This window comes from Comamonas suwonensis (genome assembly GCF_012844455.2).
Classification (GTDB): domain Bacteria; phylum Pseudomonadota; class Gammaproteobacteria; order Burkholderiales; family Burkholderiaceae_C; genus Comamonas; species Comamonas suwonensis.
Genome location: NZ_JABBCQ020000003.1, coordinates 65,485 through 86,248, shown reverse-complemented (window position 1 = coordinate 86,248; position 20,764 = coordinate 65,485). Strand labels below are relative to the sequence as shown.

At 60.8% G+C, this 20,764-nt stretch carries 15 protein-coding genes; 7 read left to right on the top strand and 8 right to left on the bottom strand.

What is annotated here, in order from left to right; translation table 11 throughout:
• The first annotated feature begins 14 nt into the window (after positions 1-14).
• Positions 15-527, top strand: a complete 513-nt coding sequence (locus HF327_RS04240) for a pyridoxamine 5'-phosphate oxidase family protein (RefSeq protein ID WP_169107062.1) — start codon at positions 15-17, stop codon at positions 525-527.
• 49 nt (positions 528-576) lie between these two features.
• Here the strand turns inward: HF327_RS04240 and HF327_RS04235 are convergent, their stop codons facing one another.
• Both HF327_RS04235 and hrpA read right to left on the bottom strand, forming a co-directional pair.
• The gene (locus HF327_RS04235; RefSeq protein ID WP_169107061.1) at positions 577-1,065 is read right to left on the bottom strand and encodes a hypothetical protein; all 489 of its coding nucleotides are present in this window, start codon (positions 1,063-1,065) and stop codon (positions 577-579) included.
• Between the two features lie 19 nt (positions 1,066-1,084).
• Positions 1,085-5,158, bottom strand: coding sequence for an ATP-dependent RNA helicase HrpA (gene hrpA, locus HF327_RS04230; RefSeq protein WP_169107060.1), 4,074 nt, complete (start codon positions 5,156-5,158; stop codon positions 1,085-1,087).
• A 163-nt stretch (positions 5,159-5,321) separates the two neighbouring features.
• On the opposite strand from hrpA, the gene HF327_RS04225 reads away from it, so the two are divergent.
• The 4 genes from HF327_RS04225 (at position 5,322) to HF327_RS04210 (ending at position 10,244) form a co-directional block, all read left to right on the top strand.
• Positions 5,322-6,500: a metallophosphoesterase gene (locus tag HF327_RS04225; protein WP_169107059.1), complete on the top strand. Its 1,179-nt coding sequence runs from the start codon at positions 5,322-5,324 to the stop codon at positions 6,498-6,500.
• Between the two features lie 497 nt (positions 6,501-6,997).
• Positions 6,998-7,873 carry a zinc ribbon domain-containing protein gene (locus HF327_RS04220; protein ID WP_169107058.1) on the top strand — a complete coding sequence of 292 codons (876 nt, stop codon included), beginning with the start codon at positions 6,998-7,000 and terminating at the stop codon, positions 7,871-7,873.
• A gap of 5 nt (positions 7,874-7,878) precedes the next feature.
• Positions 7,879-8,535, top strand: a complete 657-nt coding sequence (locus HF327_RS04215; protein ID WP_169107057.1) for a hypothetical protein — start codon at positions 7,879-7,881, stop codon at positions 8,533-8,535.
• An 83-nt stretch (positions 8,536-8,618) separates the two neighbouring features.
• The gene (locus tag HF327_RS04210) at positions 8,619-10,244 is read left to right on the top strand and encodes a zinc ribbon domain-containing protein (RefSeq protein WP_169107056.1); all 1,626 of its coding nucleotides are present in this window, start codon (positions 8,619-8,621) and stop codon (positions 10,242-10,244) included.
• A gap of 61 nt (positions 10,245-10,305) precedes the next feature.
• Here the strand turns inward: HF327_RS04210 and HF327_RS04205 are convergent, their stop codons facing one another.
• The gene (locus tag HF327_RS04205; RefSeq protein ID WP_169107055.1) at positions 10,306-11,511 is read right to left on the bottom strand and encodes an XAC2610-related protein; all 1,206 of its coding nucleotides are present in this window, start codon (positions 11,509-11,511) and stop codon (positions 10,306-10,308) included.
• A gap of 169 nt (positions 11,512-11,680) precedes the next feature.
• Between HF327_RS04205 and HF327_RS04200 the strand changes: the two genes are divergently transcribed.
• Positions 11,681-12,880, top strand: a complete 1,200-nt coding sequence (locus tag HF327_RS04200) for an MFS transporter (protein ID WP_169107054.1) — start codon at positions 11,681-11,683, stop codon at positions 12,878-12,880.
• 18 nt (positions 12,881-12,898) lie between these two features.
• On the opposite strand, the gene HF327_RS04195 is transcribed toward HF327_RS04200, so the two are convergent.
• The 4 genes from HF327_RS04195 to HF327_RS04180 are packed head-to-tail and all read right to left on the bottom strand — an operon-like array spanning position 12,899 to position 17,693.
• Positions 12,899-14,017, bottom strand: a complete 1,119-nt coding sequence (locus HF327_RS04195; RefSeq protein WP_407927025.1) for an ABC transporter permease — start codon at positions 14,015-14,017, stop codon at positions 12,899-12,901.
• A gap of 57 nt (positions 14,018-14,074) precedes the next feature.
• Positions 14,075-15,259, bottom strand: coding sequence for an ABC transporter permease (locus tag HF327_RS04190; RefSeq protein WP_169107052.1), 1,185 nt, complete (start codon positions 15,257-15,259; stop codon positions 14,075-14,077).
• Entirely contained in the window at positions 15,256-16,308 is a 1,053-nt protein-coding gene (locus HF327_RS04185) for an HlyD family secretion protein (protein WP_169107051.1), read from the bottom strand. Before HF327_RS04185 ends, HF327_RS04190 begins: the two co-directional genes overlap by 4 nt.
• Positions 16,305-17,693, bottom strand: coding sequence for a TolC family protein (locus tag HF327_RS04180; RefSeq protein ID WP_407927024.1), 1,389 nt, complete (start codon positions 17,691-17,693; stop codon positions 16,305-16,307). Before HF327_RS04180 ends, HF327_RS04185 begins: the two co-directional genes overlap by 4 nt.
• Before the next feature lie 726 nt (positions 17,694-18,419).
• Here HF327_RS04180 and argA point away from each other — a divergent pair.
• The gene (argA, locus tag HF327_RS04175; protein WP_169107049.1) at positions 18,420-19,766 is read left to right on the top strand and encodes an amino-acid N-acetyltransferase; all 1,347 of its coding nucleotides are present in this window, start codon (positions 18,420-18,422) and stop codon (positions 19,764-19,766) included.
• Between the two features lie 129 nt (positions 19,767-19,895).
• Here the strand turns inward: argA and HF327_RS04170 are convergent, their stop codons facing one another.
• A complete protein-coding gene (locus HF327_RS04170) occupies positions 19,896-20,663 on the bottom strand; it encodes an SDR family NAD(P)-dependent oxidoreductase (protein ID WP_169107048.1) in 768 nt (255 codons plus the stop codon).
• Positions 20,664-20,764: the final 101 nt, after the last annotated feature.

The following is a 20,764-nucleotide window of genomic DNA, read 5'->3' as shown; positions in this document are numbered from 1 at the left end:
CTTAGCATGGCTCCATGTCTCATGAATCCAGACTCCAGCAATCGCTGCGCGAACTGCTCAATACCCAGCGCACGGCGGCCTTGGCGGTGCAGCCACTTGCTGATTTTTCAGCATCTGCCCTGCCCGCACCCTGCCTGTCTTTTGTGCCCTGGGCGTGGTGCAGCGACTTTTCCTGCCTGGTCATTCATGCCAGCGGTCTGGCCAGCCACACCAGAGCCATGCAGGCACACCCTGCCATTAGCCTGATGATGGTGGCCTCTGAAGTGCCGGGTCAGGGCGTGCATGCGCTGGAGCGCATCAGCATTGCGGGCGTGGCCTCTACGCCACCTCGTGACAGCGCTCTCTGGCAGGCGCTCAAGTCCAGTTACCTCGCCCGCTTTCCAGAAGCCGAAGCCATGACCATGCTGGGAGACTTTCGCTTCCTATGCATCACACCCAGCGCTGGCCGCCATGTGGCAGGCTTTGGATCGGCGCGCGAGGTCTCGGATCAGGACCTGATTGCGGCATTCAACCCCGCGAGTTCGTGACCTCCGTGTCTCAGCCTGCACCTGCGCCGGCAACAAATGCCCGCACCTGCTACATGCCGGGCAGGGAACCACCAGCCACCACGGCCCGCACATAGTCTTCCCACATCTGGCCTTGCTGCTCGACCGATGCAGCTCGAAAAATCTCCAGCATGGCAACTCCGTCATCGCTGACGCAATAGGTATAGGGATCACTGCGCAGGCAGATGGCCTTGGCATGCAGCAGCAATGCCTTGCGCGTCACGGCAACGCCCTGCAGCCGCTGCCACTGGTGCAGCAATTCATGGGCAAAAACACCAGCCACGGCAGGATGATCCAGTTTCAAAACCCGCTCCGGCTGACCCGCCTCAAAGAAGCTGCGCGGCAAATAGATACGACCACCGTTCATGGAGAGCGCGCGGCGCGTATCACCCAGACGCCGCAGATACAGCCGTATGCGCGGCTGCAGAGACTGCAGCGAATGGCCAAAATGGCGCAGCACAAATTCATGCTCCAGCGGCAGCAGGCTGCGACTCCAGAACATTAGTGCATGGCTCTGCATTTCAAGCCGCCAGCTCGCATCACTGCTGCAGCTGCGCCCACACCTTGTCCAGCCGCTTGCTGCTCACCGGATAAGGCGTGCGCAGCTCCTGCGCGAAGAAGCTCACACGCAACTCTTCCAGCATCCAGCGGTACTCCTGCATTCGCGCGTCCACAGCCCCCTTGCGCTCGGCCACCAGACGCCAGTAGCGCTGCTCCAGCGGCTGCAGCTCTTTGAGTTTGGCAGCATCGCGGGCTGGGTCGGCACGGTATTTATCCAGGCGAACGGTGATGGCCTTGAGGTAACGGGCATAGTGGCCCAGCTGCGTCCAAGGTGCGATGGCGATGAAGTTCTTGGGCATCAACTTCTGCAGCTGCTCGCCAGCGTCCTTCGTCGCCTCTGGCGCATTTTTCGTGTCTTTGATCTTACGCTGAGCGGCAGCATATTCCAGCAAGATCACGCCGGACATGCGCGCAACTTCGTTCGCGATCAGGGTCAGGCGGCCACGGCCTTCTTGCACGCGCTGTTTGAAGTCGGCTTCGTTCGAAGGCAGCGGGTCTTGCAGAAAAGCGCGGTCAATGGCCACGTTGATGATCTGCTCGCGCAGCTCTTCCTGCGTGCCCAGCGGCATAAAGGCCACCGCCATCTTCTGCAGATCGGGAATGTTCTTTTCAAGGTACTTGAGCGCATCGCGAATCTGCAGAGCAAACAGGCGGCGCAGGCCCACGCGATGCTTGGCGGCCGCGGCTTCAGGCTCGTCAAACACTTCAATGCCGACCGCGTCGCCGTGGTCGATCAAGGCTGGAAAACCAATCAGCGTCGTGCCGCCTTTTTTGATTTCCATCAGCTCGGGCAGCTCACCAAAGCTCCAGTCCTTGAAGCGAGCTTCGTGCGACTGAGCAGCAGGCTTGCTGGCCTGATTGGCGGCGGGATTAGGAGCCTGTGTCTTCTCAGTTTTAGGAGCTGCTTGTGCCTGAATGGCGTTGGTTTCAGACTCTTTTCGACCTGAATCAGCCTGTTGACCAACGGTAGCAGCTACTTTTAATGAAGCAAGCGCCTGAAACGCCCCGCGCGCCTTGGCGCCCCACTCGGCCTTGAGCGCGCCCAGATTGCGGCTTTGGCCTAACTGGCGGCCATGCTCGTCGGTGATGCGGAAGTTCATGAACAAATGCGGGCTCAGCATGTCGAGCTTGAAGTCCGCACGCTTGACGTCCAGCGAAGTCTCATCTCGTACTTGCTTAAGCAGGGCATCGATCAAACCACCCTGACCCCAACGCTCACTCTGTATAAACAGCTCTGCCAAGCGCGCGGCGCTTTCGGGCAGCGGCACAAAGCGACTGCGTGGGCGCTGCGGCAGGCTCTTGAGCAGCGCCTGAATTTTGTCCTTGAGCATGCCGGGCACCAGCCATTCGGCACGCTCGTCACTCACCTGATTCAGCACAAACAGCGGCACAGTGACGGTCACGCCATCGCGCGCGTCGCCGGGACTGTGCAGGTAGGCGGCGGCGCAGTCCACGCCGCCCAGCTTGACCAGCTTGGGGAAGTTGTCGGTGGTGATGCCGGCGGCCTCATGGCGCATCAACTCGTCGCGCGACAGACGCAGCAGGTCCGGATTGGACTTGCTCTGGGCGCGGAACCACTGGTCGAATGTCGCACCGCTGTATACATCGCGCGGCAGTTGCTGGTCGTAGAAGGCGAAGATCAACTCGTCATCCACCAGCACGTCCTGACGGCGGCTCTTGTGCTCCAGCTCTTCTACCTTGCGCATCAGCTTCAGGTTGGCAGGCAAGAAGTGCCACTTGGTTTCCCACTCGCCCTCGACCAGCGCCTGACGGATGAAGAGGTTGCGCGCCTCGTGCGGGTCGATGCGGCCATAGCTGACGCGGCGGCCGTTATAGACCACCAGCCCGTACAGCGTGGCGCGCTCCAGCGCCACCACATCGGCTTGCTTTTTGGACCAGTGCGGGTCCAGCATCTGCTTCTTTAAAAGATGACCGCCAACCTCTTCCAGCCACTGCGGCTCAATGGCCGCAATGCCCCGGCCATACAGGCGCGAGGTTTCGACCTGCTCGGCCGCCAGAATCCAGCGGCCGGGTTTCTTGCTCAGATGGGCACCGGGATGGGCGTGAAACTTGATGCCATGTGCACCCAGGTACGTTTCGCTTTCCTCGGCCTTGTAGCCAATATTGCCCAAAAGGCCAGCCAGCATGGACAGGTGCAGCGCGTCGTAGCCAGCCGCTTCATTATTGAGCAGCCATTTCTGCTCTTTCACCACCGTCATCAGCTGCGAATGAATATCGCGCCACTCGCGCACGCGGCGAATGTTGATGAAGTTCTGACGCAGCAACTGCTCCCACTGCCGGTTGCTGATTTTGTGACTGGCAGCTTGCTCCACTTCGGAAGGGTTGAACAGCGCCAGGCGCTCCTCGACCGTGCCTTCGACCTGTGCACCACTGCTGCGCTGACTCACCGGCAAGAATGCCTGGCTGCGTGTACTCGGTCTGGATGCCGGTGCGTTTTGCGCCGCCATTTCCTTGCGCGACTGAGCCACCACCTTGCCGCCACGCGCATCCTGCAGCCATTTCCACAGACGCAGATAGCCGGTGAATTCGCTTTTTTCGTCGTCAAACTTGGCATGGGCCTGATCGGCCTGCTGCTGCGCTTCCATAGGCCGGTCGCGCACGTCTTGTACCGAAATGGCTGCGGCAATGATCAACACCTCGGCCAAGGCCTTGCGGTCGCGCGCCTCCAGGATCATGCGTCCTACGCGGGGGTCCAGCGGCAGGCGTGACAGCTCCTTGCCCATGGCCAGCAGATTGCCACGGTCGTCCACCGCGCCCAGCTCGGCCAGCAACTGGTAGCCGTCGGCAATGGCACGGCCCGAAGGTGCTTCCAGAAACGGGAAGTTCACCACATCGCCCAGACCCAGCGACTTCATGCGCAAGATCACACCGGCCAGCGAAGAACGCAGGATTTCCGGGTCCGTGAACTTGTCTCGGCTGGTAAAGCTCACCTCGTCATACAGGCGAATACAGATACCGTTGGCCACACGACCGCAGCGGCCGGCGCGCTGGTTGGCTGCGGCTTGCGAAATCGGCTCGACCAGCAGCTGCTCCACCTTGCTACGGAAAGAATAGCGCTTCACGCGCGCTGTACCTGCGTCAATCACGTACCTGACGCCCGGAACCGTGAGCGATGTCTCAGCCACGTTGGTGGCCAGCACGATGCGCCGGCCCGTGTGGCCGTCAAAGATGCGGTCTTGCTCGGCCTGCGACAGGCGCGAGAAGAGCGGTAGCACCTCGGCATTGCGCAGCACGGGCGAATGCTGCAAATGTTTGCGCAGGTGGTCAGCGGCTTCGCGGATTTCGCGCTCACCGGGCAGGAAGATCAGAATGTCCCCGCCCTTGCCGCCTTGCCAGAGTTCGTCCACGCCATCGGCAATGGCGTCGTTCAAATCCTTGTCTTTCTCGCCTTCAAACGGGCGGTAGCGCATCTCCACCGGGTAGGTGCGACCGGAGACCATGATGACGGGCGCAGGGCCGTCCTTGCTTTCAAAGTGCTTGGCAAAGCGGTCAGCATCGATGGTTGCCGATGTCACCACCACTTTCAGATCAGGGCGCTTGGGCAAAATCTGGCGCAGATAACCCAGCAAAAAGTCGATATTCAGGCTGCGCTCATGCGCCTCGTCGATGATCAGCGTGTCGTAGGCTTTGAGCAGCGGGTCGGTCTGGGTTTCGGCCAGCAAAATGCCGTCGGTCATCAGCTTGACGGAGGCACCCTTTTGCAGCGTGTCCTGAAAACGCACCTTGTAACCGACCACCTCGCCTTGCGGCGTGTTCAGCTCTTCGGCAATGCGCTTGGCCACCGATGAGGCCGCAATCCGGCGCGGCTGGGTGTGGCCGATGAGGTGACCGCGCACCTGTCCATTCGCATCCGGCGTGGCGTTGATCTTGCCGCGCCCCAGCGCCAGCGCAATCTTGGGCAACTGCGTGGTCTTGCCCGAACCCGTCTCACCACAGACGATGATGACCTGGTGGCGATCCATGGCCTCCATGATTTCCTGGCGACGGCCAGATACGGGGAGCGACTCGGGGAAGGTGATCTTCAAAGGCATAAGGGCTGAGATTATCCCCGTCCTGGCCTACTCGTGTGCGCAGATGGCAAAAGCGGCGCCCGTTCATTTCAGCCCGCCGAGGGCCAGGGCACCGCAAGCGCATTCATCGGCTTTGAGCCTTCGCTTGCTATGCTCGCGGCAATTTACGTTTTCCCCCTTGCTCATGGTTTCGACTGCCTCCTTCGTTATTCCGCTACTGGCCCTCTGGATCTGGTGGCCCATCTCCAGCCTCACCGGCACCTCGCGACTAGCACGCTTGCTGGCAGTGCTGATCACCACCGTACTGGGTATTTTTCCGGCGCTGCTGCTGTATGCGGTGCAGACCGATGCTCTGCCCTACTCTTTGATTGCACAGCTGCAAGTGCCCGGCGGCTGGATTCTGGCGACCTTGCTGATGCTGGCCGTTTTTGTCATGCTGCGCGATCTCCTCTGGCTGCTCGCTGCGCTCACAGGCCGTCAGGGCCTGGCGCAGCTCATTCATATTCCGGCCATCACGGTCGGTGCACTCGTCGTGGCGGCGGGGCTGAGCGCCATTGGCGTCTTCAACGCGCTGCAGCCGCCCAGAGTGATTGAGCAGCCGCTGCTTGTCAGACACCTGCCCCCCGCGCTGGAAGGCCTGCGCGTTGCCGTGCTGGCCGATATTCATGCCAGTCCTGTCAACGATGCACGCTATGTCAAAACCATTGTGGATCGCACCATGGGCGCCGCGCCCGACCTGATCGTGCTGCCAGGCGATATGGTGGATGGCGATGTCGCCAGCGGACGCGCCCATGTGGCGCCACTGGCCAGGCTCAGCGCCCGCTATGGTGTGTGGGCCGCGCCGGGCAATCATGAGTACTACAGCGGCTACAACAGCTGGATGGCCGAATTCCGCAGTCTGGGACTGAATCTGCTGGAAAACCGCATGCAGGTCATCAACATCAGGGGCAGCAAGCTGGCGCTCTCAGGCATTGGCGACCCGGTCTATGGCCGCACCTCGCCCAACAACGCCAACCCGGATGTGCCCGAAGGCATTCCCCCCGATGTGGATGCCGTGGCCAATCAGGCCCGCAAGGCGGGTGCACAGTTTCATATTCTGCTGGCGCATCAGCCCAAGTTCGCTCGTCTGAATGCGACCAAGGGCGTGAACCTGCAAATCTCCGGACACACCCACGGCGGTCTGATTGCAGGCCTGGATCAATGGGTGGTCGCCCCCGTCAACAACGGCTTTGTGCGCGGCGAGTATGAGATTGGCAACATGAAGCTGTTCGTCAGCAGCGGCTCAGGACTATGGGCCGGTTTTGCCGTGCGACTGGGAGTGCTGCCGCGCATCGAGGTTCTGACACTGACTGCAGAGAAATAAAAATCGGCCTTGGTTTTCTCCAGGAAACTGCAATCACCAAGGCCGCCATGACTTTCGGATTTTTACAACGAAAAATACTATCAACCATTTGAAGCATTTTATTTAAATCAATCACGATTCAGATTCAAAGTTTTTTGGTTTTTTCTGACTAAAAATATGAAGAATGCAATATTCCAATAAATATCATCAACTTAGCTGAACCGCAATTTTTCAAAATTTAAAAAATAGAATCAAAACTGGGTAATTCGAAACCGCTCACTGACAAAAAGCTGTCGCACTCCCTTAGATGCACAGCCAAGTCACATCCGTCGCCGGGTACCCGTTAATGCGCAGCTAAGATACAAAGCAGCTATCAAAGCCGTAATCATCACTGGTGCACTGAAACCAGTGCCTGAGCAAGCATGATGCAGCACGCACCTAGTCATTCAGGGCTTTGCCAGCAGCAGTACTACGACTGAGCAGCCAATGCCCGCAACCTATTTCATCGATTGCAGACAATGAATTGTTCACAATGCAGCAATCCGCTGACCTCCAATGCCAAGTTCTGCAAAAACTGCGGCGCCAGGCAAGAAACTCCAGCGGCAGAGACCGTCACCACTGAAAAAATCTGTGGCCACTGCCAGGCAGTTTGCAAGCCACAGGCCAAGTTCTGTCCCAAATGCGGCACAGTGTTTGGTGCAGGTGCGGTAACGAATCCTGCCACCGCTGCTTCTGTCATTCCTCCCTCTATGGCGGCGACTACGGCTACCATCCCCGCGCCAGCCATCTCAGCCATACCCACGGTGACTGCTGCTTCTGATGCACCGGCTGCGTCTACTGCACGCACAGAGCCGCCACTGATTGAGCCCATGGATTGGGCAGTCGCCCCGCCTGCAGCAATCAATGCGCCAGTATTTCCTCAGCGCAATGCCAGCCCCCCAGCGTTCCCTCAAGAGCCGGTGCGCAGCAGCAAGGCATGGGTCAAATGGGCCGTACTGGCCCTGATCGTGGCAGCCGTTGCAGGCGGCGTGTTGATGGCCAGCAACATGAAGGCACTCAGCGGTGCGAACAGCACGCCCACTGCATCGCAGGCAGGAAAGGATTCGGTATCACCCGAGGACAAAGCCAAGGCCGATGCGCTGGTAGGCCCGCAAGGCGGCAATACCGTCCCAGTACCCGCCGCGCCGCTGAATGATCCATCCAGCGTCACCATTGCTCCGCCACCTGCCATCAACCCAGCGCCAGCGGCTTCTGTCGTCAACACAGGTCCTGAGCTGGCACCTCCACCAGTAGTGCCAGCAGCTCCTGCAGCCGCCCCTAACAAGCCTGCCCCTGTGAAAGTGCAACCCGCCAAGAAAAGCGGCGGCCCTTCACTGGATGATCTGCTGGATTGAACCTCATGAAAATTGCCAAACTCACTCTCATCGCCTGCGCCGCCACCATTCTGAGCGGCTGCGCCACTCTGGAAGAGGCCTCCACCTCGCTGAGCTGCATGCTCTCGCGCGTGACCAGCGCGGCGGATCCGAGCTGCGGCTCCTCGGCTCCAGCAACCACCATGTCCGGCGGCCACAGCGAGCGTTTTTCTCGCCTGCAAGCCGCGCTGAATCAAGAAACTCAGCAAGCGCAAAGCATTCAGGCTCAGGCCGTGCAAGCCATGCAATCGCTCCCCGTCAAGCAGCGCGCCGTGGCTGGGCCTGTGTTGACCCAGCCCGTGTCCATCGACGATGCGCAAAGCGGCCAGACGCTGCAGGTACGCGCCTTCTCTTCTGTGAGCGTGGAAATGCCGCTGGCCGCCAAGGGACGCAAGGAATACACCCGTGCCATGGATCTGCTCAAGGAGCTGGCCAATGAACTGGCCGACAACCGCGGCTCCTCCAGCATTGTGGTTGACCAAGCCGATGCCGATGTGAAAGCCGGACGCGTGAACACCGCCACAGGCACCACCCAGTCCAAGGGCGGCAAGCCCGTGTCGGTCATCAAGCGAATTGATGCCGGAGTGCCAAGCGGTGTGGAGCGATACACCATCGAAGCAGGTGCGATTCGCGGCAAGCTTTAAGCACAAGCGCCGCCTGAGCGGTGCAACCAAGGCCTGCGGTCACATCCAAAGGCTCAAGATCCATCAATAAGACAGGACGCGACATGAGAGAGCAATCACTGGGAGATATTCGTTTCGGCACATTAGCCAGAGCCGCAGAAGGGCTGACGCAGTGGCGACCACTGCTCATGAGCTTTCTGACACTGCTGGCCTTTAGCCTGCTGATCGCTCTTGGTGCATCGATGCTCACCAAAACCGTTTTTATGTCCAGCATCATCATGCTCATCGCACTGATAGTGCTGATGGCTGGCTCATCGGCGGTTGGCATCATGCTGATGGACAAGGCAAAAAATGAACCAATTCGCTCTTTTGCAGCGGCCGCTTCTGCCGGTCTGCTGTGCCTGCCCAAATTCATTCTGGTCGGCCTGATCGTATTTGCGGCCACCCTGGTTTACGGGTTGGTCGCCGCCATCATTTACTTTGTCTGCAAGATCCCGTTTCTTGGCGGCATTTTGGCCTTTGTAGCCCACCCCATTCTGGTTCTCGTCGCAGCCGCTTTGCTGATCGCCTTGATCTGGGTCATCGGCCCGCTGATGGGCCCTGCCTTGTGGAGCGGCCTGTCCGTCAAGGCGGCTCTGGCCAACGTCTTGAGCATTGCCCGCAAGCGCCTGGTTGAAGTGGTGCTGATGGAAGTGGTGCTCTACATCATCCTCACGCTGATTTGCGTGATGCTGTTTGCAGGCCTGGTGCCAGCCACCATGTCGCTGACAGGCATGGCCATGAGCATTACCTCCAACGCAAGCAGCATGGGCGGATTTGGCGGCTATGGTTACGGCGGCGGCATGAGCAGCAGCATGATGGGCATGATGATGGGTAGTGGTGCCAGCATGGGCCTGATCTCGGGCCTGGGGGTACTGTTCGCCGTGATTGGAGCCTTGCTCGGCCAGGTCGCCGTGATGGGCATGAACCTGATCTATCTGCAAGCCCGCGAAAGCGTGGACCCGACGGAAGCAGAAGACGCACTCGACGGCTTGATTGGCGATGTACGCAAGAAGGCCGAAGAAGCCAAGGCACACACCATGGCCGCAGCTGAACGCACCATGGCCGCGGCAGAGCGCGCTAAACAAGCAGCGTCGGATCGCCTGCAGGAAGCCTCTGCAAAAAATACAGCGACAAATCCAGCAACCGATACAGCAGGGAATGCTGAACCCGCTAACCCAGCCGCATCGCCTGCCGCAGCCATTGCTGCAACTGCAGCAGCCGCTGCGGCTGCAGAGGCAAACGCCCGCCAAGTCGCCGAAGAAGAAGCTGCACGACTGCGCACCGAAGCCGAGGTGGCCCGTGTACGAGCCGACGCGGAAGCCGCTCGTCTGAAGGCTGAAGCCCAAGCCGCTGAAGCGGCCCGCCAGCGCGCGCAAGCCGAAGCCGCTGAACGCGCAGCAGCCGCGCAGGCAGCACAGGCCGCCGAAGAAGCACGTGAAAAAGCCAATGCGGCACACCGCGCAAGCGAACTGCAGGCCCAGCAAGAAGCAGAAAAACGTGAGGCGGAGCGCCAAGAGGCTGCCGCGCGTGAAGCGGCCCGCGTCAAAGCGGAAGCTCAGGCACAAGCTCATGCCCAAGCCGAGGAGAAAGCCCGTCAAAGCCAGGCATTGACCCACTGCTCAGTCTGCAAAGCCACCATCGCGCCAGATGATGTGTTCTGCGGGGAATGTGGCCACAAGCTGAAATAACCCAGCAAGCAAAACAAAAGGCATCCATTGGGATGCCTTTCGTATGAACGGCTCGATAGAGCTACGGCTTTTCAGCCTCGCAAAGCTCTTCGACATTTTCCGTCAACGTCACGCGTACCAGCTTGCGTGCGTCGGCATCAAACACCATCAAATCTGGGCAGTAACGCGGCCCTTGCGGCGTGTTTACCTGCTGATAGCTGGCCCCATAGGCCTTGAGCACGCGAGGGGGCTTGCCCTCCTCAGGCTCGGCCAGCACCTGCAGCTGGTTCTGCATCATGGTCTCGGCAGGGTTCGCCTCACACCAGTCCCCACTGGGCTCGCGCCCCAGACTCAGACCGTCGGCTCGCTGGTACAGGCCTGTGGGCCAGCGAATCTGGCCCTGCCCATATTGCGGCATTTGATAACAAGCCATGAGCTTTCCGCCTTTGCGCACGGGCAGCATATAACTCTCGGCCTGCGCCACCCGCTCCAGCCCCTGTGGCTTCCAGGCATAAATATCCACACCATGGCTGCAGCAACTGGCACGCCATTCGCTGTAGATACGCTGAGCCTTGGCATCAAACACAGGGGATGTGATCTCCTGCAAAGCCTGCGGGCCCAGCACAAACTGCTTTTTGGCCGGGTCATAAAGCCAGGTCGTACTCGGAATATTCGGGCCTGCAGGCAAATGCTGCGCCTGCGTCAGATCAGGCCAGCCATCAAAATTGGCATCTACCCAGCTGGGCTGCACCAGCCAGCAACTGCCTTGCGCTTCGGTGGGCAGCTTTTGCTTCAAATGCCCTTGCTCATACACATGGATGGCGGAAACGCCCAGCTCCGTAAGCTGACCGCAGTCGGCCAGTGAGCGAACGGGCTGATTCAGCATCAGCCGCAACTCATAGCGCGTGGCATGGGCAAACGCCGGCGGCTGCAGCACCAGCTCCACAGGCCAGCGCCGCTTGCCATTCATGGACTGCCACTGCCCTTGTAAACGCGCGGGTGCCATGCCGGACAAGGCAGCCAGAAGCCAGCGCCCCGTGGGCTTGGCATCGCTGCTGCCCGTCATCGGTGTTTCCGTCAACTGCCCACTGGCCGCGCCCTCCAGGTCAATCATCGCGCCGGGACGATTGCAGGGCTCATAGCAATAACTGCCGCCCACCGCTCCATCCAGCCGCCACAGCTCAAGCTGCACCGCCTTGCCGGCCAGCGTGCCGCGATAGCTGCCCGACCAGACGGGTGCCTCGTGGATAACGGGGTCAGCCTCCTGCGCCTGCGCAGGAAAACACATAGCGCTCAAGGCAGCCCCAATGCTGCACAACGAAAACTTCAAATACGTGGAAGACATAGGCACCTGAATCATCAATTTATTACTGGTACGCCAAACGGTTGAATGCGCCGTCATTGTGAATACGGCAAGATGTCATTCAGACTTCTAGCATCCCCAGGCCCAACGATTTATGCAATCAGACAAAAGCACACAACAAAATCGCAATATGGGCCTGCTGGTCGCGGCCCAATCCCTGGGAGGTGCCTCACCGCCCATCATCATCTCGCTGGGCGGGCTGGTGGGGCAACAGCTGTCGAGTAATCCCACGGCCTCCACCCTGCCTGTGAGCATTTATCAGCTGGGTCTGGCGCTCTCCACCCTGCCTGCGGCCTGGCTGATGAATCGCATGGGCAGGCGCGCCGCCTATGTGCTGGGAGCCATTCTGGGCGTGATCTCGGGCGTGGTCGCTGCGCAAGGCATTGCGCACAGCCACTTCATCACCTTCTGCATCGGCACGGCGCTGGCAGGTTTTTATGCGGCCTGCGTACAAAGCTACCGCTTCGCGGCCACCGACCTGGTCGGCGAGCCCGGCGAGCAGGCCAAGGCGATTTCACGCGTGATGATTGGCGGATTGATCGCCGCCATCATTGGCCCGCAGGTGGTGATCTGGACCCGCGACCTGCAACCGGCCACGCCGTTTGCTGGCAGCTTTTACAGCCAGGCCTTTCTGGCCCTGCTGGCCCTGCCCTTGCTGATGGCGCTGCGGCTGCCGCCGCCTCAGTCCAAAGCACTGGCCAAGGGCGAAGCCCGGCCACTCGCCGAGATTGCCCGCACGCCACAGTTCATCGTGGCCTGTGCGGCAGGCGTGGTGAGTTATGGGCTGATGGCATTTTTGATGACGGCTGCGCCCATGGCCATGGTGGGCTGCGGCCACAGCGTGGGCGAAGCGGCCATGGGCATTCAATGGCATGTTCTGGCCATGTTTGCGCCCAGCTTTTTTACGGGCAAGTTGATTAGCCGCTTTGGCAAACGCTGCATCACGGCCTTAGGTTTGCTGATGATTGGCGCAGCGGGAGCACTGGCTTTGATGGGTCTGGACATCTTCCATTTCTGGAGTTCGCTGATCCTGCTGGGCGTGGGCTGGAACTTCGGTTTCATCGGTGCCACGGCCATGCTGACCGAATGCTACCGCCCGGTGGAGCGAGCCAAAGTGCAGGCGCTCAATGACTTTCTAGTCTTTGGCACAGTGGCCGTCGCCTCTTTTGGCTCGGGTCAGTTGCTGCACACCGCTGGCTGGAACGGCATCAACATCGGCATGCTGCCCCTGGTGGCTGTGGTACTGGTGCTGCTGGGCCTGCAAGCCCAGCGACAAAAGGCAAAACCCGTCTAAAACCATAGCTGCATGCGCTTACCCTTCCTTGGAAGGATGGCGATTTGACTCAATTTTCTCATCGGACGGCCGCGCTCCCAGCCAGAGAACAGCCAGCCAGGTCAGCAATGCCATGCCGGCCAGCCAGGCCAGTTGCGACAAGCCTGCCCACAAAGGCGCACCCAGCTGATTGAAACGCAGCGAGGCCTCTATCCCCGCCGTACTTGGCGAAAGCCAGCGCAACCACTGCAGCGGCTCGGGCAAGGCCTCGACCGGCCAGGTGAAGCCCCCCAGGAAGGCCAAGGGAATCGAGGTGAACAAGACCAGCTGCAAAGCCCGCTCGCGGTCAGCCAGCCACCAGCCCAGCAGGCTGGCACAGCCCACCACCGCAGGCACATAGCAGGCCAGCAAAGCAAGAGCGCCCCAGGGGTTGCCGCCATGCGGAAAGTCCTGCCAGACAAAGATCCAGCCAAAGTAAAACAGCCCCGCCAGCCAGCCCGGCACACACAGCGCCAGCAACCGCGCCAACCATTGGCGCGCCCCGGCACGGTCAGAGCCTTGTTCACGCCAGGTTCCCACCAGCAGCGCACAGCCCATCAGCAAGGTTTGCTGCAGGATCAGCACGGCCACGGCCGCCACCACAAAGCTGCCATAGCCTTCCGTCGGATTGAACAAGGCCACGGCCTGCGAATTCACGGGAGAACGCGCCACCGCCGCCTGTGGCGCGCTTTGCCCGCCCGCCTCCAGCCGCTTGATTTCCACGCCAGCAGACACGGTACCGAAAGCCTCGGCGAAGCCATATTGAACCTGCTTGCTCACCAGCGGATAAGCACCATTGGCATAGACGGGCACCACCACATTCGCGCGGCGCAACACATCGCGCTTGAGATCGCGCGGCAGCAGTGCATAGCCCATCACCTCGCCGCTCAGCAGGGCTTGCCGGGCCTCGCCCTCATCCGCCGTCACCAGTTGCGGATCAATACGAGGACTGGCCTGGGCAAAGCGCAGCATTTGCCTTGCCAGGCTGGAGTTGTCCTGCACCACGACAGCGACGGGCACGCGCTGCACGACCTGCGTGCTGTAGAACCAGGGGTAGAAAAAACCATAAAGCACCGGTGCACCCACCAGCAGCAAGAGCGCGCCCTTGTCACGCAGCATGGCGATCAGACTGTCCAGCCAGAGCCTGAAAAAGCCGGCATCGGAACGGATCATGACTCAGCGTCCTCCCCATTTTTCGGGTCGACCAAGACCGCGCAGCAAACCCGCCGAGGCCAGAACCAGCAGCACCAGCGCAGCCAGCAACAGGCCTGAAACCACGGGCAGGGTCTGCGCCACGGGAGCGCCCATCTGCCACTGCTCAATTTGCAGCCTGGCGTAATGGGTGTAGGGCATGGCCAGCGCCCAGCCCCGGGCACTGTCCGTCATCGCCAGCAAGGGAAAGCCGACGCCGCTGAACGCAAACGCAGGAGCCGACAGCAGACCCGTGCCCGAGAGCGCCGTGCGCAATGACAGCGTGATGCCAGACAGCGCGGCCCCAGCCGTCAGACTCACAGCAACCAGCGCGGCCAGGCCCACGGCAATCCAGCCGGTGCTGCCCGCAATCGTCCAGCCCCGCAGTTGCGCCAGATACAGCAAAGCCGCCATGCCGCAGCCCCACAGCAGCAGCGCAGGCAGCAGCAGCTTCCCAAGCAGCGCCGCAGCCACCGAAGCCATGCCCGCCGACCGGCCACCGGGGCTCAGCCAGCCACCCAGTGTGCGTTCACGCAACTCGCGCCCTACGGACCACGCACCAGCCGTCATGGCCAGAATATGGATCAGCGCAGGAACCAGGGCAGCGGCCAGAAACTGCTCGTAATTGGTGGAGACATTGAACAGCGCCACCAGCTGGGTCTTGATGGGCTCCATCTGCACCTGCAGCACTTGGTGGGGCGAGCCGCGCTTGGCGGCCGTCTGCATCTCCACACCAGCCGACAGCGTGCCGACCACCTGCTTTAAATCACGCTGCAGCAGGCTTGATGCCGTGGCCAGTTGCGCGTTGTGCAGCAGGGTGACCGTGCCGCCACGGCCTTGCTTGACATGGGTTTCCAGATCGGGTGGGATATGCACCACGCCATAGACATCCATGCGCAGCAGCGCGTCCGCCGCCTCGCCCCGATTCAGTACAGTCTGGCGCACATCCAGCCCTGGCGTGGCTTGCAGCATGCGCACCAGCTGGCGCGACAGCGCAGAGTTATCCTCGTTCCAAACGGCAATCGGCAAGCGATAAGGCTGGCCCGACGAAAAAATCCAGCACATCAGCGCCAGCGTCAGCAGAGGCACCCAGCTGACCATTGCCCAGTCCCAGGGGCTGGCTCTGAGCCGACCCCATTCGCGGCGCAAGCTGGTGGCAAAAACGCTCACGCACCGGCTCCGGCAGCGCCTTCGACGATCACGCTCATGCCAGGACGCGCGCCTTCAATGGGCTCGACGGGTCTGGCTTTCACCTCAAAGGTACGCGCATCGAAACCCTGGCTGCCACGTGTGGTGCGCCAGGTGGCAAAGTCGGGCAGCACGCCGAGAAAGTTCACCTCGAACTCGGCCTTCCGGTCTCCCAACGCGGGTAGGCGGCCGGTAAAGCGGCTTTTCATGGCAAAACGCAGCAGCTGGTCCTCACGCACATTGAGCACCACCCATTGATCACTCAGGTCCACCACCGTCACCACCGACACCCCCTGGGGTGACAGCTCACCCTGCTTGGCCAGCACATTAGCCACTTCGCCGCCCACGGGACTGCGCAACTGCGTCTCGGCTTCGGCGGCCTTGACCTCGGCCACCACCCCATCGACCTGGCGCACCTGCGCGTCCGCAGCGTTCTTGTCTTCGGTGCGGGCACCGCTGGCCGCCATATCCGCCTGCGCCTTGGCCGCGCGCGCCTGGGCATCCGAGGCGCGCCAGTTGGTATAGGCCTCGTCGCGCTTCTGGGCAGAGACCAGACCTTGGTTAAACAAGTTTTGCACCCGGTCGTACGAAGTCTTGGCCAGATCAGCCGCCGCCTGGGCGCGCTCCCAGCTCAAGCGGGCCATCTGCACTTCTTCGGGACGCGCGCCATTGCTGGCCTTGGCGGCCACGGCCTGGGCCGCATCGCGCGCAGCCTGAGCCTGGGCCAGCTTGGCCTGCACCTCGGGACTATCCATTTCCACCAGCAAGTCGCCCGGCTGAATACGTTGCCCCTCGGTCACAAGTACTTTGGAAATGCGTGCCGTCACCTTGGGGGCAACATCGGTTTCTCGCGCCTCCATCTGCCCCTGAAAGAAAGGAGCTGCAGGTTGGGCGGAGCGCCAGAAACCCCAGACGATAAAGATCAGCACCGCAGCCACGACGAGCCCCCCCAAGACAGGAAAGTGCCTGGCCTTCTGGGCTGCGGGGCTGGAATCAGGGCCGGACGGCGGAGTGGGTACAGGTGTATTCATGGTGCGTCTGAGGTGATCTGGATATCGGCACGGGCCATGTAGCGGCTGAACTCATCGGCCTGCCCTGTACTCTCAAGCAGGGCAGCCAAGGCCTGCACATACTGGTTGGCAACGGAGGCACGTTCGGTCTGCACCTTGGCCAGGTTGAGCTGGGCGTCAATCAAGTCCAGTGCGGTGCTCGTGCCTTCCCTGAGACCCGCCTGGCGCAGGCGCAACAGTTCTCTGGCCAGATTTTCCTGAGCCTGGCCGGACAGATACTGGCTGCGCGACTGCTCCACGGCCAGCCAGTTCTTCTCGACCAGCAAGCCAATATCGGAGCGCACCTGGGCATCAGTCAACTCGGCCTGCTCTACCTTGCGCTGGCCTGCGGCTGAAAGCTTGTCGCGATCGATGCTATGCCACAGCGCCCAGCGCACCGCCACACCCGCCACCCAGTTGGGCTTGCCCGAGGTATTGACCTCACGCAGACCAAAGGCCAGCACCTGAGGCTTGCGCAGCGCCTCAGTGGCATCGTGCAGCGATTCGGCCTGGCGGCGCTTGGCAGCGACCTTGCTCAGGCCGGGGTGACGACTCTGGGCCGAGTCCAGAAACCGCTGCAGCGGCGGCAGTGCTTCGCTGCTGACAAACAAGGGCGAGCTAGGGCGCACCGCGCCATTGGCATGCACGGTGCGCACCAAGGCACTGCGGGCCAGCCGCGCATCGTCATCGGCCTTGCGCGACTGCTGCTGTGCGTCGGCCAGGGCCGCGCTGGCTTGCAATCGCTCGACCTGGGCAATGACGCCGGCTTTGAGCATGCGCTGTGCCGCATCATCATGGGCACGCACGCCTTCCAGTGCGCGCTGGCGTAGGGTCGCAGCACGCTCTGCCAACTGGCTGGTGAAATAGCGCTGTACCAGCAGGGTTTGGAGCTGATCCGCACTACTGGCCGCGTCGGCCATCGCCTCGTCAGTCATGGCATCCAGCTCGCTGCGCACGGCATTGCCCAGTCCTCCCATGTAAAGCGGCCAGACAGCGGCCAGACTGGCTGAAGCCGCCGTGTTCTTGCGCTGCAAGTTGTAGTTGGACGGCAGGCTGGGCAGCTGCGCCACGGCCCCGCCGAGCTGCGGCGGCAGCAGCGAGAGGCCATTGCCCAAAGCGCGCCGCGCGGGGTCCAGGTCAAGATCGACATTGGCCGAATAGCGATAACCCAGGCCGATTACCGCCACTGACGGGCCGCCCAACCCCTCCATGCCTTCGCGGCGCAAACGTGCGCTGTCCACAGCCTTGGAGGAGGCCGCCAGTTGCTCAGAACGTTCAAACAAAGCTGCCCTGGCCTGCTCAAAGCTCAGGGAATGGGCTGCTGGAGCGGTCTGTGCCTGCACCAGGCTCGGCAACGCCGCCGCCATCAGCAGACTTAAGGTCAAGGGAACACAGCTGATTTTCATGAATGGCTAGAGGCTCGCTTGAATACTGGGGAGAAAACAACGAGATGTCAGCGTTCAGATCGCAAATAAATTGCAGCACCTGCAGCCTTCCCACGGCAGCCCGGTCTCTGCAAACGCCATCCGATCCGCTCTTTTTCAAGGAGCATTATCCACGGCTGATTTCTTGCGCCTAGCCTGGCTCGCCCGACATTGCCTCTTCCAGCCGGCGCATGCTGTCGCTGCTGCGATACACCCCGACCTCCCCTCCCCACCCGCCTGGGGCTCGATGATGAGGACCAGGATCCGTATTTCCCATCTGGAGAACACCGCGCAACGAGAAACGTCTGCGCGCGATAGCCGCCACTTTGGCGCACCGGCGACCGGTGCCGCTGCATCCGTGATGCTTACAGCGCCGTCAGCGACCCAACTCAGATTGCTTGCTATCAATATAAAAGCTGCTTGCACTTGATCTGCAATAGTTTCGAGGGCGAAATGTTTTCAATAAAGCCCACATTAAGCGCATGCTGCTCTTTTTTTGAAAGCACTGCTTGCTCCGCCCCACAGACTGCGCGATCTGCGCACACAAATCCTTGCCACAAGCGGGCGAGAGCCGCAAGTAGCCGCTACACTTTGCGCCGCAGGCCTGCGTGACCACAATCATTGGAACGCGGGCCTTTTTTACCCTTTTCGAGGTTTTCGCGCACCGCCATGTCCACCGTCTTCAACTTCACCTTTGTCCCCTGGTTCCGGTCTGTGGCTCCCTATATCCACAAGTTCCGACACCAGACCTTTGTGGTGGGCCTGACCGGTGAAGCCATTGATGCAGGCAAGCTCAGCTCCATCGTCCAGGACCTGGCCATGATTCAGGCCATGGGTGTCAAAATCGTGCTGGTGCATGGCTTTCGCCCTCAGGTCAACGAGCAGTTGCGCCTCAAAGGCCAGGAACCGCGCTACTACAACGGCATGCGCGTGACCGACTCCATCGCTCTCGACTGCGCGCAAGAAGCCGCAGGCCAATTGCGCTACGAGATTGAAGCCGCCTTCAGCCAGGGCTTGCCCAACACTCCCATGGCCGGTGCACGCGTGCGCGTCATCTCGGGCAACTTCCTCACCGCCCGTCCCGTGGGAATTGTGGACGGCGTGGACTTCATGCACTCAGGTCTCGTGCGCAAGGTCGATGTGGAAGGCATTCGCAACGCGCTGAATTCCGAAGCCATGGTGCTGGTATCGCCCTTTGGCTTCTCACCCACCGGTGAAGCATTCAACCTCAGCATGGAAGAAGTCGCCACCCGCGTGGCCATTGAACTCAAGGCCGACAAACTGCTGTTCCTGACCGAAGTGCCCGGCATCCGCATGGACCCCACGGCCCCGGCCGACGAGACCAACCCCATCGACACCGAGCTGCCCCTGGACGCCGCCCGCCGCATGCTGGCCAAGCTGCCCCCGGCACAAGAGCCCACCGACGTCGGCTTTTACCTGCAGCACTGCGTGCACGCCTGCGAGCACGGCGTGGAGCGCAGCCATATCCTGCCGTTTTCCACCGATGGCGCGCTGCTGCTGGAAATTTATGTGCACGACGGCATCGGCACCATGGTCATCGACGAAAAGCTTGAAGAGCTGCGTGAAGCCTCGATTGACGACGTGGGCGGCATCATCCAGCTGATCGAGCCTTTCGAGCGCGACGGCACGCTGGTCAAGCGCGACCGTACCGAAATCGAGCGCGACATCGCCAGCTACACCATCATTGAGCACGACGGCGTGATCTTTGGCTGCGCGGCCCTGCACCCCTACCTCGAAGCCAAGACCGCCGAAATGGCCGCCGTCACCGTCTCACCCAAGAGCCAGGGCACGGGCGACGGCGAAAAGCTGCTCAAGCGTATCGAACAAAGAGCCCGCGCCCTGGGTTGTGACACCATGTTCGTGCTGACCACGCGCACCATGCACTGGTTCATCAAGCGCGGCTTTCAGCCCGTGGACCCCGAATGGTTACCCGAAGCGCGCCAAGCCCAATACAACTGGAGCCGCAAGAGCCAGGTTCTGGTCAAAAAACTGTAGCCGCAGCTTGGTGCAAGGGGTGTCTGGCTGGCCGTTTTTTTAATGACTCTCTTGGCCCCCTGCACACCTCAACCCACAAAAAAGCCGGCACGAATGCCGGCTTTTTTGTGGGACTCAATGGCTTGGTGCTCAGAGCATCATGCCGCCCGACACTTCAATGCGCTGCGCCGTGACCCAATGGTTCCCCTCAGACAGCATCGCAGCTAAAGCGCCCCCCACATCGTCGGGCAGCCCCACACGCCCCATGGCCGTGAGACCGCTCAGATGCGCATTGACTTGTGAGTTATCGCGCACCATGCCGCCGCCAAAGTCAGTCTCAATGGCACCTGGAGCAATGGTGTTGACGGTGACTCCACGGGCTCCCAGCTCCTTGGCCATGTAGCGCGTCATTACCTCAACACCGCCCTTCATTACGGCGTAGGCGGCATAGCCAGGAAAGGTGAAGCGCGTCAAACCGGTAGAGGTGTTGATGATTCGACCACCGTCTTTGATCAGGGGCAGCAACTTTTGAGTCAAGAAAAAAGGACCCTTGAGGTGAATACTGACGAGCAGGTCAAACTGCTCTTCCGACGTTTCGGCAAACGGTGCCGTGAGCCCGATCCCGGCGTTGTTGACCAAATAATCGAATTGATCGCGCTGCCAGGTCGCCTTCAGCGTACTTTGGACCTTCGCCACAAAGGCATCAAACGTCTTGCTGTCTGCCACATCCAGGCGCAGCGCCACAGCCCGGCTGCCCAGAGCCTCGATCTCTTGCACGACTTCATGGGCCTGCTGCTCATTGTCTTTGTAGGTAATTATCAGATGCACACCTTGCTGTGCCAGCTTGAGCGCTTCGTTGCGGCCCAGTCCACGGCTGGCACCGGTAATCAGAGCAATGCGAGGGTTGGATGTCGTCATGTTCATCTCCTGAAGGTTCGTGGTTGCGATGGAGTGACTTTAATAATTCATAAAAAAAGAATAAACCCGTCAAAAAAGATCACACTGTTTATTAAAAAAAT